The 14,278-nt window shown below is 34.3% G+C and carries 12 protein-coding genes and 2 other annotated features; of the genes, 5 read left to right on the forward strand and 7 right to left on the reverse strand.

All coding sequences use genetic code 11. The annotated features are described in order from the left end of the window. Positions 1-65: 65 nt before the first annotated feature. The 3 genes from JFU18_RS04755 to JFU18_RS04765 form a co-directional block, all read right to left on the reverse strand. The gene (locus tag JFU18_RS04755) at positions 66-1,268 is read right to left on the reverse strand and encodes an iron-containing alcohol dehydrogenase (protein ID WP_201033317.1); all 1,203 of its coding nucleotides are present in this window, start codon (positions 1,266-1,268) and stop codon (positions 66-68) included. Positions 1,269-1,355: 87 nt separating this feature from the next. Further along, positions 1,356-2,795 (reverse strand): GntP family permease, encoded by a 1,440-nt coding sequence (locus tag JFU18_RS04760; RefSeq protein ID WP_002065163.1) that lies wholly within the window; start codon positions 2,793-2,795, stop codon positions 1,356-1,358. A 369-nt stretch (positions 2,796-3,164) separates the two neighbouring features. After that, positions 3,165-3,830 (reverse strand): HAD family hydrolase, encoded by a 666-nt coding sequence (locus JFU18_RS04765; protein WP_201033105.1) that lies wholly within the window; start codon positions 3,828-3,830, stop codon positions 3,165-3,167. Between the two features lie 191 nt (positions 3,831-4,021). Between JFU18_RS04765 and JFU18_RS04770 the strand changes: the two genes are divergently transcribed. Together JFU18_RS04770 and JFU18_RS04775 are read left to right on the forward strand one after the other, a co-directional pair. Next, on the forward strand, positions 4,022-4,819 hold the full coding sequence (locus JFU18_RS04770; RefSeq protein WP_002141610.1) for a lipid II flippase family protein: 798 nt from the start codon (positions 4,022-4,024) through the stop codon (positions 4,817-4,819). A 24-nt stretch (positions 4,820-4,843) separates the two neighbouring features. Further along, positions 4,844-5,419: a nucleotidyltransferase family protein gene (locus tag JFU18_RS04775; protein WP_201033716.1), complete on the forward strand. Its 576-nt coding sequence runs from the start codon at positions 4,844-4,846 to the stop codon at positions 5,417-5,419. A gap of 39 nt (positions 5,420-5,458) precedes the next feature. Here the strand turns inward: JFU18_RS04775 and JFU18_RS04780 are convergent, their stop codons facing one another. The 3 genes from JFU18_RS04780 to aspS all read right to left on the reverse strand — a co-directional run bounded on the left by JFU18_RS04780 (position 5,459) and on the right by aspS (position 9,582). Then, complete coding sequence (locus JFU18_RS04780) at positions 5,459-6,373, reverse strand: alpha/beta fold hydrolase (protein WP_201033103.1); 915 nt, start codon at positions 6,371-6,373, stop codon at positions 5,459-5,461. Positions 6,374-6,409: 36 nt separating this feature from the next. Further along, positions 6,410-7,750, reverse strand: a complete 1,341-nt coding sequence (locus JFU18_RS04785) for a sodium-dependent transporter (protein WP_087962962.1) — start codon at positions 7,748-7,750, stop codon at positions 6,410-6,412. A gap of 116 nt (positions 7,751-7,866) precedes the next feature. Beyond that, positions 7,867-8,115: a binding site (T-box leader), on the reverse strand. Positions 8,116-8,283: 168 nt separating this feature from the next. Beyond that, positions 8,284-9,582, reverse strand: a complete 1,299-nt coding sequence (aspS, locus tag JFU18_RS04790; RefSeq protein ID WP_201033102.1) for an aspartate--tRNA(Asn) ligase — start codon at positions 9,580-9,582, stop codon at positions 8,284-8,286. Positions 9,583-9,687: 105 nt separating this feature from the next. Then, positions 9,688-9,899 (reverse strand) — a binding site (T-box leader). Positions 9,900-10,153: 254 nt separating this feature from the next. On the opposite strand from aspS, the gene JFU18_RS04795 reads away from it, so the two are divergent. After that, the gene (locus JFU18_RS04795; RefSeq protein ID WP_201033101.1) at positions 10,154-10,633 is read left to right on the forward strand and encodes a hypothetical protein; all 480 of its coding nucleotides are present in this window, start codon (positions 10,154-10,156) and stop codon (positions 10,631-10,633) included. Between the two features lie 105 nt (positions 10,634-10,738). Here the strand turns inward: JFU18_RS04795 and JFU18_RS04800 are convergent, their stop codons facing one another. Next, positions 10,739-12,250, reverse strand: a complete 1,512-nt coding sequence (locus tag JFU18_RS04800; protein ID WP_201033100.1) for a M36 family metallopeptidase — start codon at positions 12,248-12,250, stop codon at positions 10,739-10,741. Between the two features lie 327 nt (positions 12,251-12,577). Here JFU18_RS04800 and JFU18_RS04805 point away from each other — a divergent pair, with 327 nt between their 5' ends. Then, entirely contained in the window at positions 12,578-13,162 is a 585-nt protein-coding gene (locus tag JFU18_RS04805; RefSeq protein ID WP_002136053.1) for a TetR/AcrR family transcriptional regulator, read from the forward strand. A gap of 1 nt (position 13,163) precedes the next feature. Beyond that, positions 13,164-14,249 (forward strand): DUF418 domain-containing protein, encoded by a 1,086-nt coding sequence (locus JFU18_RS04810; RefSeq protein WP_201033715.1) that lies wholly within the window; start codon positions 13,164-13,166, stop codon positions 14,247-14,249. Positions 14,250-14,278 lie beyond the last annotated feature (29 nt).

Genomic DNA, 14,278 nt, shown 5'->3' on the forward strand with positions numbered 1-14,278 from the left:
TAAATTTATAATATAAAGTCTTGTTTTAACTATTTCCAAGGAAATTTTATTATAATATTCTGAAATTAAAACCCTGATGTTTTTATAGAATCTTCATATTGATAATTAAAACACTCTCGATACAACTGTTTGATTTCATCATAAGAAGGAACTCGTGGATTATTTCCTGGGCTACCACTTGCAATTGCATCTTTCGCCATTTTAGAAATAGCATTTTCAAATTCAACTTCGTCAATTCCGTATTCTCTTAAATTAGGAATACGAAGATCAAAACAAAGTTTCTTAATTTCAGCAATCGTGTAGTTCGCTACTTCTTCATCAGAATGAGAATACAAATCTTTGTTTAAGCTACGTCCTACTTCTGCTAACCTTTTTATTGCACTCATTTTTGTAAACTCTAAAACTGTAGGTAATAGTATTGCATTCGATATTCCATGTGGTACATGGAATAATGCTCCCACTGGACGGGACATACCATGCACTAATGTAACAGATGCATTTGAAAAAGCAATCCCAGCTTGTAATGAAGCAATCATCATTGCTTCCCTTGCTTCCATATTATCTCCATCTTCATATGCAATACGTAAATATTTCATAATACTTTCAATAGCCGAAAGAGCAAGTACATCTGTAAGTGGTTGTGAATATTTAGAAATATATGCTTCAATTGCATGGCATAATGCATCTATACCTGTCGCTGCCGTAATATGAGGTGGTACCGAACTTGTTAATATCGGGTCAATAATCGCTACTTGCGGGGTAAAACTCGGATGCTTCATCATCATTTTCACATCTGTTTTTTTATTCGTAATTACTGCTACACTTGTTACTTCTGACCCAGTACCTGAAGTTGTTGGAATTGCAATGAGTGGTAGTGGATCATTTTCTATTTCAACATCTTTTTGGACGTAATATTCAATTGCTCCACCATTAGTATGTAACACCGCTACTGCTTTCGCAGCATCAATACAACTTCCACCACCAATACCGATAATAAAATCACACTTTCCTTCTTTACAAATCATTAACGCTTCTAATACGTGTAAATTTGTAGGCTCAGCATTCACTTTGTTATATGTAATAACAGTAATACCTTTCTTATTTAGCTGTTTTATGCACCTTTCAACATACCCTAATTTCTCCATAATTGTATCAGTAACTATAAAAGCTCTTTTCCCAAACTTCTTTGATTGTTCCCCCAGATTTTCAATTGAATTTCTTCCATATAGTACAGACTTCGGCATACGAAACTCAGCAACTTCTTGCAAGTACTCCACCCCTTCTTCCCCTTATTAATGTTTTAGTTTATAAAATATCAACTAAATAAATCTTTACAATTCATATAGTATCTATTTTTAATAAATTCCTGTAATAGTATAGAATGCGATAACTAAAAACACAGCAAGCGTTTTCAAAACTGTAATAGCAAATATATCTTTATATGACTGTTTATGTGTTAAACCTGTTACTGTAAGAATAGTAATAATAGCCCCGTTATGTGGTAATGTATCCATTCCTCCTGATGCCATTGATACGATACGGTGCATAACTTCTAATGGAATATCAAATTGATTGGCTGCTGCAATAAATTTATCACCCATCGCACTTAAAACAATCCCCATTCCTCCTGATGCAGAACCTGTAATACCAGCTAAAATATTCGTCGTTACCGCTCCATTCACTAAAGGATTTGTGAACGTTGCAGAAATGCCGTCTCTCATAATTGCAAAGCCTGGAAGTGCTGCAATGACACCACCAAAACCAAATTCTGCTCCTGTATTCATTGTTGCAAGTAGCGCACCACCAATACTTGTATTCAATCCAGCTTGAAATCCTGTTACTACCCGTTTCCAATATAATAAAAGAGTTGTTAAAATTCCTATTATAAGTGCCAATTCTACAGACCATATTCCAACTACCGCACTCAATTCTACTTTTCCAAATGCTTTCATACCAATTGCTGAAAAGTCAAAACCGTTCGGATACCACTTCGGTATCATAATAGTAAACACTTTATTCATTACACCTACTAAAATAAGTGGTATAAAAGCAATAAGTTGTTGTGCCCTCGTAATTTCTAAACTATTTAACAGCGGTATTTCTTTCTGCTCTAATTCCAAAGATGCTGCCATTTCAGTATTCCCATCGTTAAAACCAAAATACCCTTCACCTGCTGCTTTTGCCTTCTTACGCCTACTCTCTAAATATAATAAACCTAACGTGAGAACAAAAATTGCCCCCACAATACCAAGTATCGGTGCAGCATAAATGTCCGTTTTAAAAAATGTTGTAGGTATTACATTTTGAATTTGTGGTGATCCAGGAAGCGCATCCATTGTAAATGTTACTGCTCCAAGGACAATCGTTCCAGGTATTAAGCGTTTTGGAATATTAGCTTGTCGAAAAAGCTTAGCTGCAAACGGAAATATAGCAAATACCACTACATATACACTAACACCACTATACGTTAAAATAGCACCCATTAAAACAATCGCTAAAATCGTACGTTTTTCTCCAACCAACTCTACAATCGTCTTTGCAATAGAATCAGCAATTCCTGACATTTCTACTACTTTCCCAAAAATTGCTCCAAGTAAAAACACCGGGAAATATAGTTTAATAAACCCTACCATTTTCTCCATAAAAATATTAGAAAAGAAAGGTAATACAAAACTAGGTTCTGTCAAAAATACCGCAAACAATGCAAAAATCGGTGCAAATAAAATAACAGAAAACCCTCTATACGCTACAAACATAAGTAAGCTAAGTGCTAATAATATAATAACTAGCTCCAATTATACCTCTCCTTTAAACTGAAAATTCAATCTTTTAACAGCGAACTTTTACTCGTATTTCGAACCCTTTTATTTCATGACATTCCGCCTCTTTTTATCCCGATATTTGCGAGCAGTAAGACTCCCACCTTAAAATTCAGCAAATGTGCAGAAGCTAGGCGGGATTTCAACTGCTCGTAACAGCCCGATTGGTGAGGGCTGATAATCAGTGCCTGATGGACAAAACTTCCACTAATTAAAGTTTTACTTTATTACAAATCTTTCATGCTAAAATTGTCTAATTATAGTATTCGATTACATATGTAAAATCCCTTTAAACAAAAACGATTTCATCGTCATATGTTATAAAGGGATTTCTAGGTTCTATTTCTATAGTTTTATCGTACTATTCTCTATACAAAATCTTTGTAACTCTTCGACATCTTTCACTATATGAATCGCCCCAGCATCACTCAATTCAATCTCACTACCATATCCATACAATACACCTATTGAAGCAATTCCGTTACTGTTCGCACCGATTACGTCATGCTTTCTATCACCAATCATCACCATTTTTTCTTTTTTGAGTTCTTCATTTGTTTGTAAAATATGAGCAATTATTTCTTCCTTTTTTATTCTTGTCCCATCTAAATTACTCCCAACAATCTCTTCAAAAAAAGATGTTAACTGAAAGTGCTCTATTACTTGTTTCGCAAATACAGTAGGCTTTGAAGTTGCTACAAACAAACGATTGCCAGCATCCTTTAATTCTTGCAATAGGGCTGTAATTCCATCGTATACTTTATTCTCTAATAAACCACTTTGCTTTAAATATTCCCGAGAGTAAAACACCGCTCGTTCTACTTCTATTTCATTCATATTATATCTATCTGCAAAAGATTGTTGAATTGGTGGACCGATAAATGAATCTAACTCACTTATATTCACTTCTTCAATCCCCATTTTTTCTAACACGTATAGAACAGCATTGATTATCCCTTCTTTCGGATCAGTTAATGTTCCATCTAAATCAAATAGAAATGTTGTATACATATTTAATTCCCCCACTGATTTTATATGTACCCCATTAAGGCCATGCTCCTACTTATCCCTTTACTATACTATCATCATCTAACTTTTCAGAAAATTACTTTTTCTAACCCTTATACTTTCAGTTACAAAATCACAAAAGATATGATAAAGTAAAAAAGTTACAATTATTTTAATAGAAACTGGTGAAACAAATGTCAATTACATTAATTTTTATAATGGCTTTCACAATTGTCATCCACGCAGTCGAAACTAGTTCTTATAGTATTCGATTAGCTGGTGTTCGTTTAAAAAAGATTGTCGTTGCCTTATCTGTCGTAGGAATGGTATTACTTATTTCAAGAACGTCAAATTTACTACAAGCCTTTTTAATTGGCGGGATTGTCGATGACGCAAAACGAGATGCTTCTATTAATTTAGAGCATACTATACGACTTGTACTATTATCTGCTTCCATCGGTACATTACTTGCGATTATTCTTTATCCAACTTTGACAAAACTATTTGGATATGTCATTCAAAACTTTGAAACAGATGGTTCTTTCATTCGAATGATGAAAACAAATAACATTCAAAAATTAAAGTACACAAAAAAATATGTGCGCTTTCCAAGATTTGAAATGATTCATAGATTGCGTATCGGTGGTATCCCAAAGCGTATTATGCTTATTAACATGTTTGCTACTGCAATTTATACAGCAGGTGTTCTTTCTGCCCTTTATGCTTCTTTTCTAAATCCAGATTACGCAACAAATGCAAGTACAGCTTCTGGCCTTGTGAATGGTTTTGCTACAATTTTATTAACAGTGTTACTCGATCCACGTATAGCACTTTTGACAGAACGTGCTTTACAATCAGAAAATGGCGCTGAATCTATGAGTAAAATGTATGGTTGGCTAATGATTTCTAGACTTCTCGGCACCTTATTAGCACAACTTTTATTTGTACCAGGTGCTCACTGGATTTTATGGATTATTGAGCTGATGCATTAATCTACTAGGAAGGTGTATTTATCAATGAATATAAAAACAGAGCAAGATTTAATTCAATTAATAGAAAACGACGAATGGATGATGAATGTATTACAATTGGCAAAATCACTAGAGCTACCTGATTGGTGGATTTGCGCTGGGTTTGTCCGTTCTAAAATTTGGGATACTTTATATAACTACGAAGTAAGAACGGCTACGCCAGATGTCGATGTCATTTATTATGATCCATTACATAAAGATGAGGCGTACGAACAATCATTAAAACAGAAGCTGGCGAATATGGATGCCTCTATCCCTTGGTCAGTAAAAAATCAAACTCGCATGCATGTAGTGAATGGAATGCCACCATACTCTTCTTCTGTTGATGCTATTTCTAAATTTCCTGAAACAGCAACCGCTTTAGGAGTTACGCTTGACGAGCAAAACAATGTCATATTAACAGCTCCATGTGGAATTGAAGATGTACTTTCATTACAAGTGAAACCTACACCTCATTTTCTGGAAACGAAAGAACGAATACATATGTACAACAAAAGAGTTAATCAAAAGAAATGGCAAAGTAAATGGCCTAATATTACAATCACTTATCCAGAAATTTAAAATAGAGCGCTTCGCATTATACGAAGCGCTCTTTCTTTTTTAGTTCAAAAAATGAATGACTGTTTCAGCAAATCGATCAGCTTCCTCATAATGTGGTGTATGGCCACTCTCTTCGAATATGATATGCTTCCCATTTCGAGCATCTTTATTAAATGTTTCAATTTGTTTTTCACACGTTACTACATCATATTTTCCTACAATTAATAACATTGGATTTTGTATATCTTTTATTTTAGATAATAATGACGTATGACATGCTCCCTCTAATTTTAATCTATCAAAATGAATTTTGGAGCGATTTGAAAATACTTCCCACTCTTCATCACTATATAAACTATCGTCTGTCTCATCTTTTTTATAATTGTAAATCTCCATTCTTTTTTCTTCTAATTCAGCACTTAATCTTATATAAGCTTCTAACAACTCTTCTGAACTAGCATTATTAGATAAATAAGCAAAGCAGTCTTCTGCTGCCGCTTCTTTTCCATAATTTGTTAATAACGTTCCTGTCCTTTGTAATAGAGCCCTACTTGTTAATGCAAAATCGAAAGTCGGACCTTCAAATATTATTTTCTCTATTGAATTTGGATACGCCCTTGCATATAACAATGCTACATATCCACCGAAAGAGTGCCCGATTACAGACCATTTCTCAATTTGTAGTAGTTTTCTTATTTCCTCACAGTCTTCAACTAAATCATTTAATCCAAAAGATTCTTCCTCAGTAATTCCTTCTGATCGACAAACTCCTCTTTGATCTATCATAATTACATATAAGGAATCTTTTAATCGTTCCGCTTGATGAAATGAAAAATCATAACAGCTTTCACCTGGACCACCGTGTAAAAATAATACTGGTTTATTTTTAGGACTTCCATGTGTTTCAACGTATAGCTTTTTCCCTCTAATGTTCATATATTTCCCAACTTCAATCAAATTCGTTTTTATGATCATCACCTTCTTTTTTACCGAATATTATAACATTTAATATTAAATAATCCCTATTACATTTAAAAAGACAATAATTATTGCAAGTGGTGCTACAAACCGAAGTAAAAATGCCCAGCAAGTAAATACTTTCTTTCCGTAATTTCCACCTACAAAAAATTCAGCTTCTAGCACTTTCTTTTCCATCTTGAATGATACGAAAATACTAATGAATAGCGCTCCAAGCGGCATTAATATATTACTAGATAAGAAGTCTACTGCATCAAAAATATTCTTCCCAAAAATCGTAATATCACTCCATACTCCAAATGATAAGGCCGATGGTATACCTACTAGAAAAATGCAGAAACCGATGATCCATGAAAGTTTAGCTCTTCTTTCTTGTTCACCATTTGCTAATGCTGAAACAACCGTCTCTAGTAGAGAAAATGCCGAGGTTAATGTGGCAAATGTAAATAGCGCAAGAAATACAGTTAAGAACAATCCTCCGAATGGAATTTGGCTAAATACAGATGGCAATACAATAAATAGTAAGCCCGGCCCCTCTGTCGGCTCCATTCCTAATGAAAATACTGCTGGAAATATAGCAAGACCTGCAAATAAAGAAACGAATAAATTCAATCCGACAATCGTAACTGCTGATTTTGGTAAACTTTCTTTTTTATTTAAATACGAGCTATACGTAACCATAATCGAAATCCCTATACTAATCGCAAAGAATGATTGGCCCATTGCGAATAAAATACTTTCTGAAGTAATCTTCGAGAAATCTGGTTGTAAGAAAAACTTCACGCCTTGCATCGCATTATCCAGTGTTAATGAACGAATAATAAGAGCGACAAATAAAACAAACAATGCTGGTAGCATATATTTACTTGCTTTTTCAATTCCATTTTGTACACCTTTTGATACAACCCATATCGTAATGAACATAAAAGCGAAATGTCCAGTAATAGCCCAAAGCGGATTTCCAATTGTTTCAGTAAATAACGAACCGTAATTTTGTCCCGGAGTAATAAGTTGTCCAGTTACTCCTCTGAATAAATAAATTAGTACCCATCCACCTACAACACTATAAAATGAAAGTAATATAAAACAAGTTCCAACGCCAAGACGTCCAATCCAGTGCCATCCTGTATTTGGTGCGATACTTTTAAATGCTCCAACTGCTTGTTTCTGTGTACTGCGTCCAATCATAAATTCAGCTATAAGTAGCGGTAGTCCAATTAATACAGTAAATAATATAAAAATTAAAAAGAATGCTCCTCCCCCGCTCTTCCCAGCGATATAAGGAAATTTCCATATTGCGCCAAGTCCAATTGCTGATCCTGCTGCTGCCATTATAAAACCTAATTTCGAAGTCCATTGCTCCGTCTGTTTCATCCTATTTTCCTCCTGTTAAAATCATTTTATATTAATAAATAAATATTATTGATCAATCTGAATAAAACCTCCATTTCTTTTTCTATAAAATAAAAAAATGGCCCAACGTCTCTATATAAAGAGACGCTAAGCCATTTACTTAACGCGGTACCACCCTTATTGATTCCATTATGAATCCACCTTAGTAGTAATCGTTTGATTACAAACCTAATATCGAAGGTTAACCGTTAAGATTTACTAAGAATGTGATTCCGTTCCACCTTACTGCTCCTAGGCGAGTTCAGGATGTCATTTGACTATGTCGCACCAACCCATAGCTCTCTGCACAAATACATGACCTTACTACTCCTATTCAACACATTTTAATATTTAGAATATATTTTCTTTTGAAATTAATATGAAGTATATCGGTTATATTTATAACTGTCAAGGGATATATTATTTTTTTGTCGAAAAGGATTTTTATAAACTTTCAATGTAAAAATGAAAGAACAGTAAAAAAGCATCTTCGCGATAATCGCGAAGATGCTTTTTTATGGTATAAGACGTGTACAATCTCTCGGAAAAGCACTCGCCTCTCGGACGTTTGTTAATTCTAAAAGTTTATATACAACCCTTTCTAATCCTATCCCAAAACCACCATGTGGTGGACAACCGTATCGGAATGTATTTAAATAAGATTGAAATTTCTCTGGATGTAATCCTTTTTCTTTAAAAGAAGCAAGTAACATGTCATAGTTATGAATTCGCTGTGCACCTGATGTAATTTCTAATCCTTTATATAATAAATCGAATGAATCAGTAATAGTTGGATTTTCTTTATTCGGTATCGTATACATCGGTCGCGCTTCTTTCGGATAATGTGTAATGAATACAAATTCACTATTATATGTTTCCTTCACATATTTCCCTAATAACTTTTCACCTTCTGTATCTAAATCCCCTTCAGGAGATTCTTTCCGATACTTCATTTTCAAAATTTCTTGCGCTTCTGCCAATGTGATTTTAGGAATTTCTGTAATGACAGGTACTTCTATTTGTAGTAGCTGTAATTCTTTTTCACAGTTTTTTGCTACTTGTTGAAACATATATCGTAAAACATCCGTTTCTAATTGCATCACTTCATGAAAATCATGAATAAATCCGAGTTCTACGTCTAACGATATATATTCATTTAAATGTCGTGACGAGTTATGATGTTCAGCCCGGTACACAGGAGCAATTTCAAAAACACGTTCGAGTCCTCCCGCTACCATCATTTGTTTATAAAACTGTGGTGATTGAGCTAAATACGCTTCTTTTTGGAAATATGGAAGCTTAAAAACATTCGCTCCTCCTTCTGCCCCTTGCGAGACAATTTTCGGAGTAAATATACGTGTGAAATCGTTCTCTATTAGAAATTCACTAAAACTTTGAACGAGTGTAGATTTTACTTTAAATATCGCCGCGATTCGCTCATGTCTTAACGATAATACTCGCTCATTCAACAGTTGATCTAGGCCAACTTGTAACTTTTTTTTATTTATTTCAAATGGGAGTGATTCTGCTCCATTTAGTACTTTCACTTCATGTGCAAGTACTTCAACACCTAATTCTGTTTTCGGTGTCTCTACTATTTCTCCAATTATTTGGACGACACTTTCAACATCAACTTTGTATCCGGCTAACTCGTTTTCTAATACACATTGAATAACTCCCGTTCGGTCCCTTAATAATAAAAAACTAACATTCCCTAGATGACGAATCTTTTTTACCCATCCTTGTAGTAATACAACCTTCCCGCCATGTTCCGTACATTCTCGTGTGAGTGAACGCTTCATTATTTGATCCATTACATTTCCCTCCAATAGTTTTATTTTTATTTACATTATTGTTGTCATCGTCATCATCCACAGTCACTCACCTCCTTTCAAAGAATACAAAAATCCGCCCCTATAAATAGGGACGGATTTTTCCGCGGTACCACCCAAATTGTCATAATGACCATCTTAGCCCTGATAACGGTAGGTACCGTTTGCTTTTACTAATTATCACGTTCAAAGCAACACTCACAGGTGTCTTTCCATCATGCGGTATCGCAATCTTCCCAGCAACCGATTGCTCTCTGTAGACCCTTGCATCATGTACTTTTCCTAATCATCACTTTTTATATTTACAGAGTATTCTATCTCTTTATTTTCTAAAACGCAAGCCCTTTTAGAAAAATATTGCGATTTCTCACTAACCAGACCCCTTCTAAAGATATGTAACATGAACATTGAACTCTATACAATTATCATTTGACAGCTTAGAAATGTTTTATCCTTCTCAAATTCTTTCAATCGAACTTATTTTTCCATTTTATTACATAAATCACGCATTTCCCACGCATATTATTATTAAAGTTTTATCGGAGGTGTACATATGAAAAAAACAATTAGTTTCTTTCTCCTACTATTATGCTTAGTTGTAGTTAATGAAGCATATGCCTATTCACCAAAATCTTTACCAATCTCTCAAAATTCTGATCAATGGCAAGTAAATATTGATGAAGTAAAAAGAACGAGTGAAAAATTGTTACAACCAAAAAAAGGTGTATTTCAAACATATCATTTCTCTGTAAAAAATCTTGGGAAAAGTGAAGTGTATAATGTACAAGTTGAAGTTTTTCGGAATGAACCAAATATGAAAACAAAATATGAACTCTTTTCCCTAAAAGAAAGTCGTCTAGCGGGCGGAAAAACTGGATTTGAACACGCTAATTTTCCAGTTTCTACAAAAGCGGATAAGGTTGACGTGATCATTACGTGGCAAGAACATCCTTTCCGCTCCATGAGAAACGGTCAAAAAGTTGAATCTAGAAAATTTAAAGAGCATTTTGTTTTTAAAGAAGCAGTAAAGTGAACTTATCGGTATATGTACATTATTACCGCTACCAATAAATTTTCCAGTACCAGTTCTTAAGCAAATAAAAAAGTCGTGGCTTTTAAACGCCACGACTTTTTTATATTAATTCGTACTAATCCCTCTCGCTGCCCAAATGCGATCAATTTCAGTCGCGTGTTGTCCGCCGTATAAAAGAGCATCCGCTTGCTTAATTGCTTTCGCTCCATCACGGAATTTCGCATTTGGCGTTAATGACCAATGTGATTGTAAAATAATTTTTGTTGCTACATCACGTCCAAAAGATTGCGCCATTTCGTATTGACCTTGAGCCCAAATTTCCCCATCATTATGCACTTCATTCGTTATATCTTTCGGGTATACTTTATTCGTATCTAATCGGCGTAAGCACGTCGGATCTGAACTAGAATAAGCAGCCGCATCCCATTCTCCAATACATGCTTTCCCGTATCCTGTTGTCGATACTGCATCTTCATAAGTAGCACCTAAGAAGTCTCCAAATCCTTCTCCCATCGCTCCACCTTCTGGTGAACTTCCGAAGCCTGGCACTTGATTATCTTGAATAGAATGTCCATATTCATGCGCGATAATGCCCGCATCTTCTGCATCATCTACTCCGCCAGTACCGAAAGTTAAAGCTTTCGTTGATGGTGAATAAAATGAGTTATCATCAGTTGTACCATTTACATTCACTTTAATAGAACGATTATTAATATTGTTAATGCCTAATCCTTGAATGTAACGCTGTAATGTATCAATATGATAATATGACATAACATCTTCAAAACTATCATTTGCACGTGTAAAATTAAATTGTAAGTTTGTAGATTTCGTCTTCGCTTTTGAAGAAATCGTAACATACTCACCAATTAAAAATCCTGTACCATCTAAACCTTTTAACGTAACAGTTTTCAATTGATTCGTTAATGCTGTTGAATCTGCATCATTATTATCTTTTAACCCTGCTAAACTTCCACTAGATACGACAGGGTTAGGTAAAAATACTTTTCCTGTTCCTTCTGCTTTTCGGTTTATATCAACCTTTTTAATTAACTTTCCATTTTCCGCATCAATGAATGTTTCCCATGCACCGAATGGATTATTAGAATGGACTACCACTTTATATACAGGAATAGCGACTCCCTCTTCAACAATATATCCGAATTCTTTTTCTGTAGGAGCCCATAAGTTTTGCTCACTTTCTCCTCCAACATACGCCATCGATTTTTGTTCTGCATCTTTTTCACTAATTTTTTTCGTAACTTCCTTCACACCTGTAACAGGCTGATAATCAGAAACCGCAAGTAAGCCTTTTCCCTCTCCGTTAAGAGTAACTGTAATTTGTTTTGAAAATACAGGCGCACCATTGACCACTTGTTGGAACCTAACATATGAAGCTACTGATGTTTCTGTTGTAGAAATATATTGCAAGTCTGAAAGGTCTGCCTTCAATCCATATTCCGTAGCATGTCCTTTTAAATATTCAATTGCTTTTTTCTGTGGTGAATAAGCTTCTAGCTTTACTTGCTGTTGTTTTTCCAATGCCGAAACCGTAGAAATCGTCCCCATTACTAATGGCACAGTCATTGCCATTGCCACCATTTTTTTGTTTAACATAAAACCACTCCCCCTAATAAATTGAATCCTTTACCCCATTCCTATAAAGCTATTACTGTCCACAAGTAACGAGATAAATTGAATCTACGAGTAATTCTATACGAGCAATTCTATTACCTTCACATTTATGGTGAGTGAAATTTTCTCAATAATTATGTATAAAATGAGAACAATACTTTAGAAATATATTTATTTCCCACTTCGATTAACTATATTTCACCAAAATAATGTGTAAAAAAATAAGTTATTTTTTACCTAACGATAGGTTGAAAATAATATTAATGAATGATACGATTTATGTAACCTTTTTTATTAGGAGGACTTATCATGAGCAAAAGTGAAGAAACACTCTCTTCCATAGTCGAAGCAAGTTATCGACTATTTGCCGGTCACGGCATTGCCAAAACGACCTATACAATGATTGCTGAAGAAGTTGGTATTGCCAAGCCATCTATTTATTATTACTTTAAATCTAAAGATGCATTAATCGAAAGTATTTTTAATGAATTATGTGCAGCGATGCAGTTCTCCTCATTCTTTCATACAGAAGAGTTTACGAAAGAGAATTTCATTGAGAAATGTGTTGAAATTGGCTTTAAAATGATAGACGAACAACAGAAAGATCCTTATTTTAATCGTGTATTACAAGAATATGTATTACTATCTTCAAGAAACGATATGTACAAAGATCGATTACTAACTGTACAAACAGAATATTTAAACGGATTTGAATCACTCCTAACAAAAGCAAATGAACTTCAACTCATTCAAAATAAAAATCTAGTTTCAAAAGCTCATATGTTAGCATTAGTTCTTGATAATATTGGGAATTTTATGATGTTACATTTAGATATGGATTATAAACAAATATGGATTGAAGCTGTAAATAGCATTTTTGAAAGCAGGGATTGAAGTGAGTACAAAAAAGCGCATTATCGGCTTAGATTTTGCTAGAGCGTGGGCAATGTTTGGAATGTTACTAGTTAATTTCATGGTGATAACAGGGGCGGAAGGAAATGGACCTCCTCTGTTAAAAACCTTTATGACACTTTTTGAAGGTAGAGCTTCTGCCTTGTTTGTTATACTTGCTGGGATTGGCATAACTTTAATGACTAAATCATCTGTTGCTAGCCAAGAGAAAATAAAAATCAATACCAGCCGAATATTGATTTGGAAACGATCACTATTCTTATTTATTTTAGGATTATTATTGTATGTAATGGAATGGACGGGTGATATTTTACACTACTACGGCGTTTACCTTTTCATCGCTGCATTACTAATTACTGTACGAAGAACTATACTAATATGGCTTTCTATCATTATTTTACTTGCTGCACAATATCTCCAACTTACTTTCAACGCCTTCGAAGGATGGGGAGGCACAATCCCATTTATAAACTATATAGACTTTTGGACCTTAACAGGTTTTCTTCGCAACTTATTTTTTAATGGCTATCACCCTATTTTCCCATGGTTTTCTTTCTTCTTAATCGGTATGATAATTGGCAGGTTAGATCTTCATAATAGGAAAATTAGACATTGGTTGTTCTTACTGGGTTTAACAGTAACCGTAATTATAGAGCTATTATCAAAAGGGTTAACACACCTTTTTATCCCATACATTAGTGAAGCAGCCTCTACATTTTTGTTTAACACAGGACCCATTTTACCCAATATATTATACGTCGCATCCGCTACAGGATCTGCTATTGCTATATTAATAATTTGCCTCTACATTGCTGAAAAATATGAAAATAATTGGTTTGTTACTTCCATTATACAAACAGGACAATTAACATTAACGCATTATGTAAGTCATGTATTTATCGGTATTGGCGCATTGATTGTATTAAATCGTATGGAACATCAAACACTACTTTTCGTTTTATTATTTGCTACTGCATTTTTCATTTTCAGTATTTTATTTAGCGTATTATGGCGAAGGAACTTTTCTAGAGGACCCATCGAATGGATTATGCGGAAAATAACTGATTAATTTATCTTCATACAAAAAAGGAAGTTGGA

It is taken from the genome of Bacillus sp. TH22, from assembly GCF_016651015.1.
GTDB classification, from domain to species: domain Bacteria; phylum Bacillota; class Bacilli; order Bacillales; family Bacillaceae_G; genus Bacillus_A; species Bacillus_A mycoides.